The following is a 19571-nucleotide window of genomic DNA, read 5'->3' on the forward strand; positions in this document are numbered from 1 at the left end:
CGCGATACAAAATTACAACAATAGCACACTGGTATTCAGTATGCTATTGTCAGTTTAATTACATTTAATTAGTGGCCGTGCGCGGCGGTTGCTATATCGTTCCATTCTTCCCAGGTAGCTAACTTATTGGCATAAACCTGTTTTACCCAAGGCAAGGCTACTTTGCCTAAAAATAAACGCAGTGGCGGGTTTTCGCTATCTACTAATTTTAAAACGGCATCAACAGTTGCTTCAGGTTTACCAAAAGCATCAGTATCTGTCATCCCGGCCTGGAATGCGGCTTTCACACCATCATAAGCAGTAATAGGGGTAGCCTGAGCGGCAGATGCCCCTGCCCAATCAGTGCTGAAACCATTAGGTTCTATCAGCGATACTTTGATACCAAAACCGCTCACCTCGGCAGCCAGTGTTTCGCTCAAGCCTTCCACCGCAAATTTTGACGCGTTGTAAATGCCCAGTACCGGCAAGGTGGTGATACCCAAAACGCTCGATACCTGTATAATGTGGCCATAGCCTTGCTCGCGCATTATAGGTAATACGGCCTGTGTCATCCATAATAAACCAAATACATTGGTTTCTATCTGCTCGCGGGCTTGCTGCTCGCTGGTTTCTTCAATGGTGCCGAATAAGCCATAACCGGCATTGTTAATCAGCACATCAATAGTACCAAATTTAGCCCGGGCTTTTTGTACGGCAGCAAAACCGGCAGCCCTATCGTTAACATCCAGTTGTAAGGGCAATATGGCATCCCCATATTGTTGTACCAGGTCATCTAAAGTAGCTAAGTTGCGGGCAGTGGCTATTACCTTATCGCCGCGTTTTAAAAATGCTTCGGCCCAAATTTTACCAAATCCGCGAGAAGCTCCTGTTATTAAAATTGTTTTTGACATTGTTCTGTTTTTTAATTGTTGAACAAATGTACAGGGCTATAACCGGCAGGATTTATACAAAAGTGGGTATTACTGATACGTTTTGCAGAACAGGTATTAACGGTGTAATAGTAATGTCATAACAGGTAATGAGGGTGGACTTTTCACCAGGGATAGGACAGCTGACCTCAAGCTTCCGACCTCCGATATCACAACCCCTCCATCGCCTTCTTCAAGGTCACATCATCCGCGTTCAGTGTTTTGTAATAAGCTTCGTCGCCCCATTTTAACCTGGCAGCGGTAGCTCTCATATAAAGCTTAATATCATTTGCCGAGCGGGCTGCTTCTTTCGGATCAATCTGTTTAAGGGTTTGGGTAGCGTAAATGATAAAGGCGTTAAACTCTCGGCCGCTTACGCTGTAGTTTTTATTGAAGGTTTCGTAAGTAGTGTATTTAGCCAGGCTGCCCTGCATTTTTTGCAGCGCGTAGGCTAAAAAAAGCTGGTGGGTGCCCAGCTCGTAAAACAGGCGGGTATTGCTCAGGATGTCTGCCGCTACAAACACATCTGGCATAATGCCGCCGCCGCTAAACACTTTACGGCCGTTGGCGGTATGGAATTTTGATGGCTGACGAAAAAGGCTGTCGTCCATATTGCTTTTCGCGGAGAACAGTTCGCCCTTTTTCATGCGGGTGGTTAGCTCGTTATGGTATTCATCAACGCCGTTCTTATACGATTTTTGGATAGACCTGCCCGATGGCGTATAGTACCGGGCAATGGTAAGGTTAATGGCCGAGCCATCTTTAAAGGCAAACTGCTCCTGCACCAAACCTTTGCCAAATGAGCGGCGGCCAACAATGGTAGCGCGGTCAAGGTCTTGCATGGCCCCGGCCAGTATCTCGCTTGCCGAAGCAGAGTATTCGTTTATCAGGATAGCCAGCTTACCATTTTGATAGGCGCCCGAATCGGTGGAGAAGTAATCTGTACGCGGCTCATGTACACCCTGGGTGTACATAATGAGTTTCCCGGCAGGTAAAAATTCATCGGCCATGGCGGTAGCAGCGCTCAGGTAGCCGCCGCCGTTATTACGCAGATCCAGCACCAGCTTTTGCATGCCCTGTGCCTGTAATGCTTTTAGTGCCTGTTTAAAATCTTTATCGGTAGTGGCGGCAAATTTGCTCAGTTTAACGTAACCCGTGGTAGCATTGGCCATGTAGGCGGCATCAACACTGCTTAGTGCAATTCTTGCCCTGCTTACCTTTATCTTTTTTAATGCCGTGGTATTGCCATGTAAAACACCAATATCTACCACAGTGTTCTGCTCGCTGCGGAAGGCGTTGTTAATACGTGTTTGGTTGAGCCTGGTCCCCGCAAAGGGCTTATTGTTCAAGGTAATTATCCTATCGCCACACCGTAGGCCTGCTTTTGCAGCAGGACCGTCCTTTACAACCTGGCTTACGTAAAGGGTGTCATTAATGAGGAGGTACTCCACACCAATACCTTCAAAACCACCATCAAGGGTTTCGTTTATGGAAGTTGCTTTTTGTGCGGGCAGGTAAACAGAGTGCGGGTCGAGGTTTTGCAAAAAGTGATTTACGGTTTCGCCCTCCAGGCTGTCCGCATTTACCGAGTCCACGTATTTTTCGCGCACTAAGCGTGCCACGCGCGCTAGCTTATCATCTTTGCTGAAAACCAAACGGGGGCCGTCAAAACTACCGCGCATGGACCATATCCCCATCAGGCTGCCAATGGTGAGCAGCATAAGCGTGCGTAAAAATGTCTGGATGTTTTTGTTCATATGCCCGACGGCTAATTTAAGCATTGTGGCCAAACAGGCAATAATTTTTATGCCCGAGTGTTTGAGGTATCTGATAAAAATGCCGATTTTTGTATAGCTAAACCCCATCAACGTGGAAAGAGTAACCGAAAGCGATTCGAATTATACCAACCTGGAGCAAATGCCGGTTACCCAACTGCTGCATAGCATTAATAAAGAAGATAAAACCGTTCCGTTGGCAATAGAAAAGGCTATACCGCAACTGGAAAAGCTGGTAGCCATTACGGCCGAAAAGATGAAGGCAGGCGGCCGCCTGTTTTACATTGGCGCAGGCACCAGCGGCAGACTCGGTATTGTTGACGCGTCTGAATGCCCGCCAACTTACGGTGTGCCCTTCGATTTGGTAATAGGCATTATTGCAGGTGGCGATGGCGCCATCCGTAAAGCCGTAGAGTTTGCCGAAGACGATACCAAACAAGCCTGGATCGATCTGCAGCAGTACGCCATAAATGATAAAGATGTTTTGGTTGGGATAGCCGCATCGGGCTCAACACCTTATGTTATTGGTGGCTTACAAATGGCAAATCAGCATAATATCGTTACGGGCTGTATCGTTTGTAACTCGGGAAGCCCGGTTGCCGCTGTTGCCAAATACCCTGTTGTAGTTGTAGTAGGCCCCGAGTTTGTAACCGGATCTACCCGCATGAAGGCGGGTACCGCGCAAAAACTGGTACTTAATATGCTAAGCACTACAGTAATGATACAGCTGGGCAGGGTAAAAGGTAATAAGATGGTAGATATGCAGCTATCCAACAATAAACTGATTGACAGGGGTACAAAAATGATTATGCAGGCCACAGGGATACACGAAGCATTGGCAGCTCAATTGTTAGAAGAACATGGGAGTGTGCGGAAGGCGGTTGATTTTTATTTGATAGGGAAGTAAATGTGCAAATGATTTGAATAGTTGCTACGGTGCGGGTACAGGGTGTTTGACTCACGCCGACTGCACTACGCTGGTTGCCGGGGTAAGTCAAAGAAGCGAAGGGTTTGCCCGATAATTAAATGAAGGATAGTAAATGCATGAAATAGAACCATATTACCGCTGGCGGGATGATTACATAGCATCGGAAGATGAGCAATCGCCTTTTTACGCGGTAGAGTATAACGAGTTTGAATTTGATAAGCAGGTGTACAATTACTTGCTGCATCCGCAATGGGATTCGTTCGGTTCAAACACCCTGTACCTTAAAGTACTGTTTGTTGATTATGAGCGTGGCTATACTATTATTGAGTTGATAGGCGAATGGAACGATGCTATTGATAATGATATTATGCTGCTTAAGCGCGAACTGATAGAGTTAATGATAGACGAAGGGATAAACAAATTTGTGCTTATTGGAGAGAACGTACTGAACTTCCACTCGAGCGACGATTGTTATTACGAGGAATGGTTCCAGGAGGTTGAGGATGGATGGATAGCGGGTATCAATTTTCGTGAGCATGTGATCAATGAGTTTAAGACCAATAATATTGATTATTATATCAACTTTGGTGGCGTGTTGGACGACCTGAGCTGGCGCACCCTGAAACCCTTGCAGGTATTTAAAAAAGTTGAAGAGCAACTGGTAAAACGTTTGAATTAATAATTTACTTTTGGCTTACTAAACCAGCAATAATTACGTTTATATTTATATCACAAAAAAATAGAATTATAATAAAATGGAAATAAAGAGAGATAACTACGTTTATGATAACGTAATAGAAGTTGAGGATTTGGATAAAGTATCCTCACGTAAATTTTTGGCAGGGGTATTTAGCTGGATGTTTGTGGCGTTGGCAATATCTGCTTTCTGCTCATACGAGTTTGCAAACAACCTAAGTCTGTTAAGTTTGGTGTTCGATCTGCAAACAGGTGCACGCACAGGTTTTGGCTTAATCGTAATGTTTTCGCCATTCGCGTTTATACTGGCTATGTCCTTCGGGTTAAACAAAATGTCGTACCCGGTACTTGCTGTACTATTTATAGCGTTTGCAACATGTATGGGTATTAGTTTAAGTTCAGTATTGCTTGTATACACAGGCGGTTCGGTATTAGGGGTGTTTATAACCGCAGCTGTAATTTTTGCAACAATGGCTATTGCCGGATACACAACACAACAAGACCTGACAAGCTTTGGTTCATTACTTATTGTTGCGTTATGGGGCCTGATCATTGCATCATTAGTTAACTGGTTCTTACACAGCGAGCAACTGAGTTATATTATCAGTTATATTGGTGTAGCTATTTTTGTTGGCTTAACCGCTTATGACGTACAAAAGCTAAAACAAATAGGGGCTGAATTAGAACACGGACAAACAGAGACAAAAAAATATGCTTTAATAGGTGCGTTAACACTTTATCTTGATTTTGTTAACCTGTTCCTTTACCTACTGCGCATATTTGGCCGCAGGAGATAATCCGGTTATTAATATACCAAAAGCCCCCGCGTAAACGGGGGCTTTTTTTGTAAAGCCAATTTTATAAGGTAATTTTAAAAATTATTACCAATAGTAAATCCTTTATATCCTGTTTTTCGTAAAATATTTAAACAATTATTATCCATGCCATTCCCTAAGTTGTCAAGTTTAAATAACAAGCATATTCTTGCACTTACAGGTAATTTCGTTATCGCGGGTTTTAGCATCCTTACCATTGCCCTGCTTGCTCATAACATGGGTAAACCCGAAATGGGTATTTACTTTTTCTTTTTTTTAACCTACAACCTGGCCGATGCCATTCGTAATGGCTTACTCACTACTGCCACCGTAAAGTTTTACGCCGGAGCACCGGCCGAGCGGGCTACAGCCGTATTAGGATCGGTTTGGTATTTGGCTTTAGGGCTAACATTGGCAATGGTATTGCTTAACCTGCTGGCCATCCCCTTTTTGCCGTTTACAAAAAATGAAGAAGTTATTATAGTTATCCAATGGTTTGGCGCTACGGTATTAAGTTCGCTGCCGTTTAATGTTACTTTTTGGATATTGGTTGCCGATGAAGATTACCTTACCATACTTTGGTTGCGCCTTGTAAACAGCGGGAGCACCATAGGTGTTTTTGGCATTTTGGCGCTATTACATAAGGCAACCGTATTTAATATATTATGTGCAAACTTTGCCACCAATACCTTAACCAGTGTTATATGTATGGCATTTGGCTATTCTAAATTTATAACATTGTTTAAGCGTACCAAAGCAGTAACACGCGAGCTTTTTACTTTTGGTAAGTTCAGTCTTTCAAGCACAGTTAGTTCATATTTTTTAAGCGCGGCCAATGGTTTTATTGTAAACGGTATGTTAGGTGCACCTGCATTGGCTATATTTACTATCCCTAACAGGTTAATGGAGATCATTGAGATACCTTTACGCAGTTTTGTAGGCACGGGTATGAGCGCCATGGCTACGGCTTACAATAATAATAATATGTACCACTTAACTTTTGTAAGTAAAAAGTATGCGGGTATGCTAACGCTGGTATTTGTTCCGGTGGCTATAGTTACTTTTTTTGGTGCCGATATTGCTGTTTGGCTGTTAGGCGGTAAACAATATACAGGTGGCGAAGCTTCCAATATTTTACGTGTAATGATGTTCATTGCCATACTTTACCCTATAGACAGGTTTAACGGCGTAACACTCGATATCATTAACCAGCCTAAAATAAATACCTATAAAGTTATCCTGATGGGTATTGTAAACATTGTAGTTGCTGTGGTGGCCATTTACTTTTTAAAACATGTTTACGGGGTAGTTATTGCTACATTTTGCACCACCATTGCCGGTATCATATTTGGTTACCACCACCTGCGTAAACACCTTAATTATACACTAAGCGATATTTTAAGCCTGGGCTTAGTTGAGTTGAAAAACTTTTATTTTGAGAAGGTTTTAAAAAGGCCGCCTGTTAATCCACAATAAATGATCATCCGCAAAGCTATCCTTGCCGATATTCCCGGCATTATGCAGGTTATCAGCAATATAGTCCCCCTTATGCGGGCCGATGGAAATTTGCAGTGGGATGATAAATACCCCAATCCCGAAGCATTTCAAAAAGATATCGAACTCGACCAGCTTTGGGTTGCCGATGTTGATGGCGAAATTGCCGGTGCCGCCGCCGTTACCACCGAGCAATACCCCGAGTATGCAGATGCCGGTTTAGATATTACCGAAACTGCCATTGTTGTGCACCGCCTGGCGGTAGATACTAAATACCGGGGCCTGGGCATAGCAGCCGCTTTGCTGCAGCAAGCTGAGCAGGTGGCTGTTGAGCGTGGTATTACTATTTTACGTATTGATACCAACCTGCAAAATAAAGCCGCGCAGGTTTTGTTCCCTAAAGTGGGTTATACTTTCGCGGGAGAAATAGGTTTGGTATTCAGGCCCGGTTTGCGCTTCGTTTGTTTTGAGAAGCGGTTAAAATAATTCTTTTATGCCCTCTTTACCACTCGGGGCAGAGAAAGCGGACCAGCACAGCACAGGTTGAGTCAACATAAATCCAAATAATTCCCCTGTTTTTTATAATTTGCAGCACCAATTATTAACCTGCCATGATCAGAAATATAAAAGCCCCTGTAGCTTTATTCGCACCCATCTGCGCCCTTACATTATTTTTTACGATCACCGTAAAGGCGCAAACTCAAATAGCTTTAAAAGGCTCGGTTGAGCGCATTAGGGTGCATGGTAAACACCTTGAAGGTAACCTGCTTGGCGACTCGGCTGACCGGTATGTTTCCATCTATCTGCCGCCAAGCTATCATACCAATAAAACGAAACATTACCCGGTAGTTTATTTTCTGCATGGTTTTACCGATGATGACGCGAAGTTTTATGGTTTTGCAAAACACTGGACAAACCTGCCGCCAATATTTGATAAAGTGTTTACCTCCGGCGAAGCCAAAGAGATGATCATTGTTACGCCCAATGCTTACAATAAATTTTTTGGCTGCATGTACTCCAACTCCATCACCACCGGCGATTGGGAAGACTTTGTAGCGAAAGACCTGGTGGGGTACATTGATGCGCATTACCGAACCATTGCAAAGGTAGAAAGCCGGGGGCTGGCAGGCCACTCCATGGGCGGTTATGGCACCATGCGGATAGGGGAGCGCCATCCTGATGTATTTTCGGGCATTTACCTGCTAAGCCCAAGCTCGTTACTGGCGGGTAACACCAACCTGTCCGACCCGAAATTTTTGGCCGATACCAACTTTACTTATGATGCTTTTAAAAAGGGAAGTTTTAGCCTCAAATACATGTACGCTTCGGCTGCGGCCTGGTCGCCAAATCCTAATAAACCACCTTTATATTTTGACATGCCTGTTGGCGATAAGCAGGCAGAAATACTGCGCAAATGGGCTGCGAATATGCCGCTTACCACACTCGATCAATACATCACTAACCTGAAACAACTCCACGCCATCGCCTTTGATGCCGGTAATAAAGATGCGGATATTGCTGCCAGTCTTAAAGTGCTGGATGCCGAACTGAACAAATACCATATTGCCCATAGCTTTGAAATTTACGATGGTACGCACACCAGCCGCATAGCTAACCGAATTGAAACAAAGGTGCTCAAGTTCTTTTCGGATAATTTAGTAGCAGGTAAATAATTATTGGGGATGATGAATGCTTAATGCGATAAGATCAACTAATATATGAAACACGATAAGCGTGCTGATGCTTTTATAAATTTGATAATGCGCCCCGCATACTATTGCAAAACAAAAGGTGAATAACAGTTCGCTTAAACTGTGGTAACCATAATGTAAGCCTGCAAATAACAGCGAGGTAATAATTAGCGATATATACGGGTTTTTAGTAAGCAACTCCAGCCTTGGTAATACATACCCTCTAAATATCAATTCTTCGGTAACTCCGGCAGTTATCAATGTAAAAGCGAATGTAAAGTTGTTGCTTTTTACTATTGCCATTACCCTTCGTGCAATAGCTTCATTGTCATGCAATCCAAAGAGTGAGGGTATCCGGGCAATTATACCACAACATATAATGAGCAGGAATAATAGAAACAACCATTTGATGTAAAATACCGGGCCATACCAGGTTTCTGCCCATAACAAATACTTCCGATGTTCAATTTTTCTCGCATAAAAGTAGAGTATCAAAATATCCACCCAGGTAATTAACCTGGAATAAAATAATTTTGGTAAACCAACAGCCATTGGTGATAAGATAAATGAACAAAGCAAAATAAAAATGAATGAAAAAATAATTCCACATAATAGAAATTTATTATCCCGTTCTGTTCTTGTTAAATCATTATTCATCGGTACAAATAGCTATTGCTAAAGTATCACTTATTTTAATGATACCCTGCATCAGGCACATCTTAACTTATCTTCATTTCCCACCCACTATCATATCGTTATTTCCGCTATTTTTGGAGCTGAATAAAACCCTTTTTTTTGGTACAGCACAATACGGTTTCTGGTTATCAGTATTTAACATCGGCTAAAAACCGTCCGTTTTTGCTTGTATTTATATTGGCGCTAATTATCAATATTGCCGGTATAGCAACAACTTTCTTTACTAACGACCCGGCCTTGTACAGCCTCATTGCCAAAGCGATGGTACAAAACCATAATTATATTGATTTGATGTACCGGGGCAAAGATTGGCTGGATAAGCCGCACTTTCCGTTTTGGATGGTGGCCCTGAGCTTTAATATTTTTGGTGCCAATACCATAGCTTACAAGTTACCGGCACTCATATTCTATTTTGTTTCGGTACGATATACTTACCTGTTAGCCAAAAAATTTTATGGTGTTGAAACAGGTTTAATAGCCGCGCTGATACTGCTTACCGCCCAACATGCCATCATGTCGAACACGGATGTGCGTGCCGAGCCTTATATTATGGGTTTGCTGATGGGAGGGGTTTACCATTTTGCTAATCTGAAAGAGCGATTTAATATTTGGCAATTGCTTGTCGCGTCCATATTTACAGCCTGCGCGGTGATGACCAAAGGTATCTACCTGCTCATCCCGATAGGTTTCGCCATTATTGGCGATTATGTTTTTAAGCGCGACTTTAAGGGCCTGCTACAATGGCGCTGGTTAATGGCCGTGGTGCTTGTCGCGCTATTTATCCTGCCCGAAATTTATACCCTGTACGTTCAGTTTGATCTTCATCCCGAAAAGGTGGTATTCGGGCATACCAATGTATCGGGTATCAAATGGTTTTTGTGGGATAGCCAGTTTGGGCGGTTTAATAATACCGGGTACATAGCCCGGCCCGATCACGATTACTTCTTTTTTTTACATACCCTGCTTTGGGCGTTTGCACCATGGACCTTTTTGTTGTATGCAGGTATATTTTTAAACGTCCGCAAAATATTTAAAGGAATTGAACAGCCAGAGTATATGGTATTATCCGGCGCTTTGCCCATGCTGATTATCTTTTCGGTATCGCAATTTCAATTGCCGTTTTATACCAATATACTGTTCCCATTCTTCGCGATGATTACGGCTACGTTTGTAGCGAAGGTGTTGGCTGCCAATAAGAACAGGTATTTTACCATAGCACAATACGTGGTAATGGCATTGCTCATTATAGTTGTAACTGTACTGGCTTTCATAATCTACAGGCCGTTTGGCATGTTGAGCCTGATGCCTTTATACGGATGCTTTACAGGATGGTTTTTGGGTGCATTTTATAAGTATAGAGGGGCAAAATGGTTAATGTTATTAACCTGTTATGTTTCAATATTTGTTAATTTTTATTTGCTAACGGATGTTTACCGTATACTGCTGTATTATCGCGGCGAAGTAACTGCACCTCAATACATCAATTCAAATATACCGGCTAATAAACGCGTCATCGCTTGCTTCGAGGTGCCCGACTCATTTGAGTTTTATACCAAACGCCCGGTTGAGTTTAAGCAGCTCGACAGCGTAATGGCTGAACATACAAGCAACAAAGTTGTATTAATAGGAGATACTTTGCTTAAACATTTGCAAAAGGAGCGCATCTCATTTAGCATGATCAAAGCTTTCGAAAATTATCCTAACGAGGTGATAACACCACAGTTTTTAAAACAAAGCGAGCGCTATAAAACGCTCGATCATTATTACCTCATCGAAATAGATAACCCATATCGCAACCGTTAATTCATTAACTTTATACCAATGCTCCAGATCCATCAAAACGTATCGCTCAAAAACTTTAACACTTTTGGTATTGATGCATCGGCGCGTTATTTTGTTGAGATAGCACACGAAGATGAACTGACCGAATTATTCCTCGACCCGCAGTGGAAAACTACCGAACGGCTGGTTTTAGGTGGCGGCAGTAATTTATTGCTCACTCAGGATTTTGACGGACTGGTTATCCGTATGAACATACGGAGTATTGAGCATCGCATAAACCATAATGAAGTTTTTGTTGAGGCCGGTGCCGGTGAGGTATGGAACGATTTTGTAAACTACTGTGTAGGCTGGCAATTTGCCGGGGTGGAGAATATGAGTTTAATACCCGGTTCGGTAGGTGCATCGCCCATACAAAACATAGGTGCGTATGGTGTGGAACTGAAGGATGTATTTGATACCTGCCGTGCTTTTGAAATTGCCACAGGCGAGTTTAAAACGTTTACCAAAGCCGATTGCCGGTTTGGCTACCGCGAAAGTGTGTTTAAGCAAAAAAAAGGCGAGTATATTATTGTATCGGTTAAGTTTACCTTATCGTTAACGCCCAATATTAATACCCGTTATGGCGCTATAGAGCAGGAACTGGCTAACCGTGGTATAAGCAACCCCACCATAAAAGATATATCGCAGGTAGTATCGCATATCCGCGTATCTAAACTGCCCGACCCATCAACTATAGGCAATGCAGGCAGCTTTTTTAAGAATCCTGTTATTACTGCCGATGCCTTTAACCCTATTCAAAATAAATACCCTGATATTGTAAACTTTCCGGGTGGAGATGGGTTAGTGAAGTTAGCCGCCGGTTGGATGATAGAGCAATGTGGCTGGAAAGGTAAAGTTGTAGGCCATACCGGTACCTGGAAAAACCAGGCGTTAGTGTTGGTTAATCACGGAGGTGCTACCGGGCAAGAGGTGTATGCATTGTCGTCGCAAATCATAGACAGTGTGTACAGTAAATTTGGCGTTATGCTGGAGCGCGAGGTAAATATTTTATAATATCCATCTTGTCCTAAAAAAAAGTCAGAATAGTGTAATGGCGTATTTATCGCTATCGCTGCAAGAGTCCATCATGTAAATTTTACTCCAAAATATTTTAATTTTATTATAACTATCTCATAATTAGTCCATTGAATACATATCGCCAAGATGTATTTACGTGCCTTGTAATAGTGATATGATAAAATTTGCCATATAATCTTTGTTAAAATAATAGCCGGACAGATAACGGTAAGGTGTTTGTATAAAGTTCAACACAAAACTTTAACAACATGACAAAGATTGAGTTTAACACCATGGTTCTCCGTCAGGCAACTTCGCTGAGGTCATATGCGCTTCACTTTACACATGATGCCGACGACGCTAATGATTTGGTACAAGACACCATTTTAAAAGCGATAACTTATTATAATAAGTTTAAAGAAGGAACAAATTTAAAAGGATGGTTGTATACCATCATGAAAAATACGTTCATTAACAATTACCGTCGTTTTGTTAAAATGAGCACTTTTGTTACTAAGTCTGACGAGATATCATCGCCAAACCTGGTTTACAGCTCAACAAAAAATCAGGGCGAGGCTAAATTTGTGATGGACGATATTAACCGCGCCATGGGTAAATTACCTGATGATTATTATGTGCCTTTTACCATGTATTTTGAAGGGCATAAATATCATGAAATAGCCGACCACCTGGATATACCTATTGGTACAGTTAAAACACGTATACACGTTGCCAGAAAGCTGTTAAAGAAAAGCCTTAAACCATACGATACCGGTGCGAAAAAATTAGTATTTGCCGACGAAGATTAAGCCCGAAGCTAATAAACTCAATATATAGAAAATGGCCCGCCTAAAGCGGGCCATTTTTAGTTGGCCGAAACCTGTAGATTTTATGTTTTAGGTTGGTACGTATACCCTTTATTGCACTCGTCCATAACTACTTGAAGTGAGCGGGCAAACTTTTTGTTTTGCGGCGCATCGAAAATGATCATATGTTCGCCGTCAATATCATGGATTTTTACTGAGCGTGCATAAGGTACCCAACCTAAATTTACAAAATCATCAATATAAAAAGATCGTTTTTCTGCACGAAAAACATGGATATCTCCATTATATGGCCTGAGTTGGTAATTGGCAACTGCCTTTTGATGAACCTTTGCTACTTTATCAATAAACTCCAGGTCGGCATCGGGTTTGTTTTCTTTCATCAGATTTTTCCCTGCCATTTGGTTAATTCGTATTTTCAGGGTCTCTAATTTATATTCAATGGTCCTTTTCGGTTCGGCAGCCAGCAGGTAAAAGCCAAACATAAATTTGCGCGCCCGGGTATAAACGCGGTGCAGTGTTTTATATATGCCCGGTTTAAGCTGGTAGTTATTTATTACATAGCCCTCAAACATGGCCAGCAGGGTTACTGTTTTACCCATAGCCATTAATTGTTGCGCCATCTCGAAAGCCATAACCCCACCGAATGAATACCCCGATAAACAATAGGGCCCGTTAGGGTTATGTGCTATAATTTCTGAAATGTATGATGCCGCTATATCTTTAATATTATCAAGCGGCTCAATAAATCCATCAATACCTATTGCCTGTAAGCCAAACACGGGCTGTTCCGCATCCATTTGCTGCGCAAAACTGATGAATTTAAATGCTGTTGAGCCGTTACCATGTACAATATATAAAGGCACTTTGGTACCCTCGGGCTTAATTGGTACTAACGAGTTAAGTATCTGTTTTTTATTATTCTCTATTAATATGGCTAACTGCTCAACGGTAGGGTACTCAAAAAAATTGGCCAGGCGTATGCGTTTGCCGGTTTCGTTTTTTATGCGTGTAATTACCTGCACGGCCGCCAGCGAGTGGCCGCCTAATTCAAAAAAGTTATCGTGCAGGCCAATGTTTTCAATTTTTAAGCAGGTAGTCCAGATATCAGCTATCAATTTTTCTAATTTGGTTCTGGGGGCCAGGTAGCTGCTTAAAGTGGTATCAATATTAATTTCGGGATTAGGTAGGGCACTCCTGTCAATTTTTCCGTTCGCGGTTAATGGCAGCGCATCCAGCAAAACAAAATCATTAGGCACCATAAATATTGGCAATGAGGCTTTTAAAGCGGCCTTCCAGTTTTGTATTTCGGTAGCTTTTGTAATTTCTTTAACAGCCAGGGGTACAACATAAGCAACCAGGCGTGGATCTCCGGCCCGGTTTTTCAAAGAGAGCACTACCGCTTCCTTAATGTTTTTTTGCTGACTGAGTATAAATTCTATCTCGCTTAATTCAATACGGTATCCACGAATTTTTACCTGGTTATCAATACGCCCGAAACAAAAAATATCGCCATCAGGTAGTACCTTGCCCAAATCGCCGGTACGGTACATACGTGTTCCGGTTTCAGTAGCAAATGGGTCATCCAAAAAACGTTCTGCAGTAAGTTCAGGTTTGTTAAAGTATCCCCGTGCAACGCCTTCACCTGCTATGTATATTTCGCCGGTCTCGCCTTCAGCTACTTGTTGCAGGTTATCATCCAGTATATAAATGGCTGTATTGTCAACAGGCTTACCAATGGTTATCTGTTCATCGCCTGTTTTAATCTGTTTCCCTGTCGAAAATATGGTGGTTTCAGTAGGGCCGTACATGTTAAACAGGGCTGTACACTTTGGCAAAAGTTTAAGGGCAAGGTCTTTTGGTAAAGGTTCGCCTGTACTGGTCACCTTTAAGTCCAATTGCTCATCCCAGCCGGCCTCGAGCATAATTTTATAGGTAACAGGTGTTGCCTGTATAAAAGTAATGCGCTCATTCCTGATGATATCCAGCAATGCGCCACCATCTTTTGTGGTTTGCGAATCTGTAAGTACAAGCCTCGCCCCGGTAATTAACGGTAAAAATAACTCAGTGATAGAAATATCGAAAGAAATGGTAGTTACTGCTAAAAGCTTATCCTTATGGTTTAACCCCGGGAATTTTTGAACACTAAGCAACAAATTATATAAGTTATGATGCTCAATTTGTACCCCCTTGGGTAAACCTGTAGAGCCCGAGGTATACAGCACATAAGCCAGGTTATCGGGCCCGGCTTTAAGATCGATGTTTTCGGCAGGATAATCGCTTAGTTTGGGCCATGTATCTTCTACCGCTAATTCCCTTGCTCCGGATTTATACAAACCTTTGTATTTTGCTGATACGATGAGCAGTTTTGCCGCCGAATCGGTAAGCATATACTCGATACGTTTTTGGGGGTATTCCGGGTCGAGCGGTACATAGGCTGCACCTGCTTTCAAAATACCCAGCATTACAATGAGCATTTCGGGTGTGCGGTCAATAGCTATACCTATCCTGTCTTCAACTTGTACACCCTCGTTTATTAAAAAACAGGCAAATTGATTAACCTTTCGGTTGATCTGGTCGAAACTGAAATTTTGCCCGTGGAAACTAAGGGCTATATCAGAAGCATATTTTTTTGATTGTAATTCAAATAATGTAATTATTTGGTTCATTTATGGTATAAATATGCTCCGGCGTATAAACAGGTGTAACGAAATTAGTAAAAAGCGAGCTTAGTTTTTAATTTTTTAAAACTAAGTTGAATAAAGCAATTTTAAAATATCTAACTGACGCAGACGAGTGATTGTAACACTTAAGTTACAAAGTTAATTTTGTTATTTCTTACCACTAAATATCTTCAATGCCTCTTTTGCCGCAACCTGCCCCGATATAATTGCAGGCGGTACACCCGGGCCGGGTACGGTAAGCTGCCCGGTGTACAACATATTCTTTATTTTTTTTGCCCGCATGGCAGGTTTAAAAAATGCCGTTTGCGATAATGTATTGGCTAAGCCGTAAGCATTGCCTTTAAATGAGTTATAATCGTTTACAAAATCCTTATGTGCATAACTCCGTTTAACAATGATGTTATTGCAGATACTTTGCCCGGTTACCCGCTCAAAGCGATCGATCATTAAATCAAAATATTTTTCGCGGATCGTCTCGTCATCCTCAAGCCCCGGGGCAACAGGCATTAAAAAAAACAGGTTTTCGCATCCTTCGGGCGCAACGCTGCTGTCGGTTTTTGATGTGCACGATACATAGAACAATGGCTTATCGGGCCATTGCGGATCGGTGTAGATATAGTGAGCGTGTTCATCAAAATCTTCATCAAAAAACAGGTTATGGTGCTCAATGCCATCCAGCTTTTTATCTAACCCAATAAAATACAATAAGCTTGACGGCGACATAACCCGTTTATCCCAATGTTGTTCGGTATAGTTGCGGTGCTGCTTTTCAACAAGATCCTGGTCAACATGGCGATAGTCTGCACCGGCAATTATAAGATCGGCTGTAAAAGTGCCGTTTGTTGTGTTAACGCTATGCGCTTTTTTTCCGTCAACATTTATTTGTGTTACGCCTGTATCAAGTTTTATCTCTACACCTAATTCTGTTGCTACATTTACCATCGCTTTAACTATCTGGTTCATGCCGCCCATGGGGTACCATGTGCCCAGTACCAGGTCGGCATAGTTCATCAGGCTGTACATGGCCGGAGTATTTTGCGGGGTAGCGCCTAAAAACAACACCGGAAACTCCAGCATTTTCACCAATTTTTGGTTGCTAAAGTATTTGCGTACATGGCGGCGCATGTTGCTTAGCATTTGTATGCGCAGGCTTTCGCGGATAAGGCGGATATCAATAAACTCGGTAATAGAATGCGATGGGCGGAAAACATAATCGCACATGGCAACTTCGTACTTATACTTGGCCTGTATTAAAAAATGCTCCAACGCTTCGCTGCTGCCAAGTTCGGTTTGCTCGAAAAGTTCATCCAGCTTTTCGCGATCAGCAGGTACGTCCATCACCTCATCCCCCTCACCATAAAAAATACGATAACCAGGGTCGAGGCGTTTCAGGTCATAATAATCCGAAACCTTTTTCCCGAAAAGGGCGAAATAGTTTTCGAACACATCGGGCATCCAATACCATGATGGGCCCATATCAAAAGTAAAGCCATCCTTTTGCCATACCCGCGCACGGCCGCCGGGCTGGTCGTTCTTCTCAATGATAGTAACTTTATGGCCTGCTTTGGCTAAAACAGATGCGGCAGATAATCCGGCGAAACCGGCACCGATAACGATAATGTTTTTTGGATGAGGCATAATGTGAGTTGGGCAAATTAAGCAATTTACCGGGATAAATAATGCTGAATTACCTGTAGCATTTTTGCATTCATAACTAACCCTTAAATAAATTGCGCCGAAACATGAGCTTTACAATATTTTATTGATTTTTGCATTAATGGCTATCAATACCAATCTGTATAATAATACCAGCTTTGCCTGCAGCAAACTCATTACTAATAAATACAGTACATCGTTTAGCCATGGCATTCATGCTTTTGATAAGCGGTACCGCGATGCTATTTACGCCATTTACGGTTTTGTACGTTATGCTGACGAGATAGTTGATACTTTCCATGAGCATGATAAGCAGGGCTTGATAGCTGGTTTTCGCCGGGATACCTTCGCTGCTATTGATGCGGGCATCAGTTTAAACCCGGTGCTGCAATCGTTCCAGTTGGTAGTGAATGAGTATGGTATTGAAAGGGAGTTAACAGACGCGTTTTTATGCTCCATGGAAATGGACCTTGACCGCAACACTTACAATACCTCAAGTTTTAAAGCATACATTTATGGCTCGGCCGAAGTAGTTGGCCTGATGTGCCTGAGGGTATTTACCGATGGCGATGAAAGACGGTATCAAAGTTTGCTGCCCAATGCGCGAAGCTTAGGCTCGGCATTTCAAAAGATCAATTTTTTGCGTGATGTAAAAGCTGATTTTGAAGAGCGTGGCCGCACCTATTTCCCCGGGGTTGATCTGGCTAATTTCGCCGAAAAGAAAAAAAAACAAATAGAAGCTGATATAAAAACCGATTTTGACGATGCCCTTGCCGGGATAAAGCAATTGCCCAAAGGCACGCGCCTGGGGGTTTATATTGCTTACCTGTATTATCTGGCGCTGTTTAAAAAGATAAAGGCTACATCCGCCTGTACCATTATGCAACAACGGGTACGGATACCGGGAGTGCAAAAAATGGTATTATACGCCAGGGCTGTTGTAGCATTCAAATTAGGTGTATTATGAGGTCGATTTTTAATTACCCCTTAAAGGTGGTAGCATTACGCACCTGCAGTTTTTTGTTATTCGCCTTATTTACTTTTTCGGCTAAAGCCGATGAGGCTCCCGAACTAAAACAACTGCGCCAAAAATTACTGCAAGCCATTAACAGCAGTAAAACTACCGACTCGCTTTATACCGTGCTTAATAAAATCCAAGTCAAACCTCCGGTAATTATGGGTTATGTGGGTATACTCGAATCACTAAAGGGCAAACATGCCTGGAACCCCTATTCTAAAATAAAATACCTCAACTCGGGGCAAAGAATAATGCAGCAGGCCATCACCGCCGATCCGCATAATATCGAGATCCGGTACCTACGCTTTTCGGTAGAGTACCATTTGCCTGCGTTTTTAGGCATGGCCAAACACATAGCCGAAGACCGCGACGAAATGCTTGCCATGCTTGCCGCTAAAAACTATGCTACAGCCGATAAGCAGGTAGCCGCCAATATTGTAAAAACTCTGCTCGAATCTAAAAAATGTACAGCCCAGCAGAACGAGTTTCTTCATAAACAACAAGCCGAACTGAAATGAAGTACACTTACCTGCTCATTAATTTTTTAACCATACTGTTCCCGCTGCTGCTCAGTTTTGATAAGCGCGTGGCCTTTTATAAATGCTGGAAATTTATTTGGCCGGGTATGGCTATAACCGGCCTGTTCTTTTTAGTATGGGATGTGTTTTTTACCATGCAAGGTGTTTGGAGTTTTAATGATGATTACATTTTGGGCATCAAAATATTTCAACTCCCCTTGGAAGAAGTGCTGTTTTTTTTAACCGTGCCCTTTGCCTGTATATTTATTTATGCCTGCCTTAATCGCTACGTAAAATGGGAACTACCGGCAGCCGTAGCAGATACCATTACAACTGCTGTAATAGTTTACGCTTTATTAAACTGCAGTTTTAACTACAATAAACTGTACACCTTTGTTACATTAGCGCTTACTTTTTTTGCATTGGTTTTGGTACGCTTTGTTTTTAAAGCGCCATGGCTAAATAGGTTTTATGTAGCTTACGCAGTTTGTTTACTGCCGTTTTACCTGGTAAATGGCTATTTAACATCTATCCCCATAGTAATGTACAATAACGCGCAAAACCTGCATAGCCGTGTTGCTACCATACCCCTTGAAGATCATTTTTACCTGCTGGTACTTTTGCTAATGAACATTGCTTTTTTTGAGTATTTTAAAAAGCGTTCATTGGTTCATTAGCCATTAGTGCATGTTTGGTTGTAAGGATAGTTTACTATGTTTGTTTAGCCATGTCCGAATTGCACATTTATACCAAAAGTCAGCTTGCTTTGCGCAACGGGCAGGATAAACCCGAAATATGGGTTGCCCTTAAGGGGTTAATTTATGATGTTACCGACAGCCGCCTGTGGCGCAATGGAAAACACTACGAACACTGGGCCGGACAAGACCTTACCGACGAGTTAAAAGACGCCCCCCATACCGAAACCGTGTTTGAAAAGTTTGTAGTAGTAGGCAGGTTAGGCTAAGAGCATCCCATTGCATCCCGGCAAAGTAATCAGGCGTATTGGCAACCAATTTATGTTTTGCATCGT

The 19571-nt window shown here is 42.3% G+C and carries 18 protein-coding genes; 13 read left to right on the forward strand and 5 right to left on the reverse strand.

Going from position 1 to position 19571, the window contains the following annotated elements; translation table 11 throughout:
• Positions 1-68: 68 nt before the first annotated feature.
• Positions 69-890, reverse strand: coding sequence for an SDR family NAD(P)-dependent oxidoreductase (locus tag KXQ82_RS18740; protein WP_219490126.1), 822 nt, complete (start codon positions 888-890; stop codon positions 69-71).
• Positions 891-1078: 188 nt separating this feature from the next.
• Positions 1079-2665 carry a S41 family peptidase gene (locus KXQ82_RS18745; RefSeq protein ID WP_219490128.1) on the reverse strand — a complete coding sequence of 529 codons (1587 nt, stop codon included), beginning with the start codon at positions 2663-2665 and terminating at the stop codon, positions 1079-1081.
• A gap of 112 nt (positions 2666-2777) precedes the next feature.
• Here KXQ82_RS18745 and murQ point away from each other — a divergent pair, with 112 nt between their 5' ends.
• The 6 genes from murQ (at position 2778) to KXQ82_RS18775 (ending at position 8289) form a co-directional block, all read left to right on the forward strand.
• A complete protein-coding gene (murQ, locus tag KXQ82_RS18750) occupies positions 2778-3590 on the forward strand; it encodes an N-acetylmuramic acid 6-phosphate etherase (RefSeq protein ID WP_219490131.1) in 813 nt (270 codons plus the stop codon).
• Positions 3591-3723: 133 nt separating this feature from the next.
• On the forward strand, positions 3724-4290 hold the full coding sequence (locus KXQ82_RS18755) for a hypothetical protein (protein WP_219490133.1): 567 nt from the start codon (positions 3724-3726) through the stop codon (positions 4288-4290).
• Positions 4291-4366: 76 nt separating this feature from the next.
• A complete protein-coding gene (locus KXQ82_RS18760; protein ID WP_219490134.1) occupies positions 4367-5104 on the forward strand; it encodes a Bax inhibitor-1/YccA family protein in 738 nt (245 codons plus the stop codon).
• Positions 5105-5248: 144 nt separating this feature from the next.
• Positions 5249-6598 (forward strand): lipopolysaccharide biosynthesis protein, encoded by a 1350-nt coding sequence (locus tag KXQ82_RS18765; RefSeq protein ID WP_219490137.1) that lies wholly within the window; start codon positions 5249-5251, stop codon positions 6596-6598.
• A complete protein-coding gene (locus KXQ82_RS18770; RefSeq protein ID WP_219490139.1) occupies positions 6599-7102 on the forward strand; it encodes a GNAT family N-acetyltransferase in 504 nt (167 codons plus the stop codon).
• Positions 7103-7227: 125 nt separating this feature from the next.
• Positions 7228-8289 (forward strand): alpha/beta hydrolase, encoded by a 1062-nt coding sequence (locus tag KXQ82_RS18775; protein WP_219490142.1) that lies wholly within the window; start codon positions 7228-7230, stop codon positions 8287-8289.
• Here the strand turns inward: KXQ82_RS18775 and KXQ82_RS18780 are convergent, their stop codons facing one another.
• The gene (locus KXQ82_RS18780; protein WP_219490144.1) at positions 8290-8859 is read right to left on the reverse strand and encodes a CPBP family intramembrane glutamic endopeptidase; all 570 of its coding nucleotides are present in this window, start codon (positions 8857-8859) and stop codon (positions 8290-8292) included.
• A gap of 243 nt (positions 8860-9102) precedes the next feature.
• Here KXQ82_RS18780 and KXQ82_RS18785 point away from each other — a divergent pair, with 243 nt between their 5' ends.
• From KXQ82_RS18785 to KXQ82_RS18795, 3 genes are all read left to right on the forward strand, one after another.
• Positions 9103-10806 (forward strand): glycosyltransferase family 39 protein, encoded by a 1704-nt coding sequence (locus KXQ82_RS18785; protein WP_219490147.1) that lies wholly within the window; start codon positions 9103-9105, stop codon positions 10804-10806.
• A gap of 18 nt (positions 10807-10824) precedes the next feature.
• A complete protein-coding gene (gene murB, locus KXQ82_RS18790) occupies positions 10825-11838 on the forward strand; it encodes a UDP-N-acetylmuramate dehydrogenase (protein ID WP_219490149.1) in 1014 nt (337 codons plus the stop codon).
• Positions 11839-12110: 272 nt separating this feature from the next.
• Positions 12111-12650: an RNA polymerase sigma factor gene (locus KXQ82_RS18795; protein ID WP_219490152.1), complete on the forward strand. Its 540-nt coding sequence runs from the start codon at positions 12111-12113 to the stop codon at positions 12648-12650.
• 80 nt (positions 12651-12730) lie between these two features.
• Here the strand turns inward: KXQ82_RS18795 and KXQ82_RS18800 are convergent, their stop codons facing one another.
• Together KXQ82_RS18800 and crtID are read right to left on the reverse strand one after the other, a co-directional pair.
• On the reverse strand, positions 12731-15334 hold the full coding sequence (locus KXQ82_RS18800; RefSeq protein WP_219490154.1) for a non-ribosomal peptide synthetase: 2604 nt from the start codon (positions 15332-15334) through the stop codon (positions 12731-12733).
• Positions 15335-15496: 162 nt separating this feature from the next.
• Positions 15497-16987 (reverse strand): bifunctional phytoene desaturase/3,4-desaturase, encoded by a 1491-nt coding sequence (crtID, locus tag KXQ82_RS18805; RefSeq protein WP_219490157.1) that lies wholly within the window; start codon positions 16985-16987, stop codon positions 15497-15499.
• Positions 16988-17126: 139 nt separating this feature from the next.
• Here crtID and KXQ82_RS18810 point away from each other — a divergent pair, with 139 nt between their 5' ends.
• From KXQ82_RS18810 to KXQ82_RS18825, 4 genes are read left to right on the forward strand one after another with little or no spacing between them, the layout of a single operon-like run.
• Positions 17127-17972 carry a phytoene/squalene synthase family protein gene (locus tag KXQ82_RS18810; RefSeq protein ID WP_219490160.1) on the forward strand — a complete coding sequence of 282 codons (846 nt, stop codon included), beginning with the start codon at positions 17127-17129 and terminating at the stop codon, positions 17970-17972.
• Complete coding sequence (locus KXQ82_RS18815) at positions 17969-18541, forward strand: hypothetical protein (protein WP_219490163.1); 573 nt, start codon at positions 17969-17971, stop codon at positions 18539-18541. The genes KXQ82_RS18810 and KXQ82_RS18815 overlap by 4 nt, the downstream gene beginning before the upstream one ends.
• Positions 18538-19218, forward strand: coding sequence for a lycopene cyclase domain-containing protein (locus KXQ82_RS18820; protein WP_219490166.1), 681 nt, complete (start codon positions 18538-18540; stop codon positions 19216-19218). Before KXQ82_RS18815 ends, KXQ82_RS18820 begins: the two co-directional genes overlap by 4 nt.
• Positions 19219-19268: 50 nt before the next feature.
• Positions 19269-19505 (forward strand): cytochrome b5 domain-containing protein, encoded by a 237-nt coding sequence (locus KXQ82_RS18825; protein WP_219490168.1) that lies wholly within the window; start codon positions 19269-19271, stop codon positions 19503-19505.
• Positions 19506-19571: the final 66 nt, after the last annotated feature.

Origin of the sequence: Mucilaginibacter rivuli, assembly GCF_019391655.1 — a bacterium.
Taxonomy (GTDB): domain Bacteria; phylum Bacteroidota; class Bacteroidia; order Sphingobacteriales; family Sphingobacteriaceae; genus Mucilaginibacter; species Mucilaginibacter rivuli.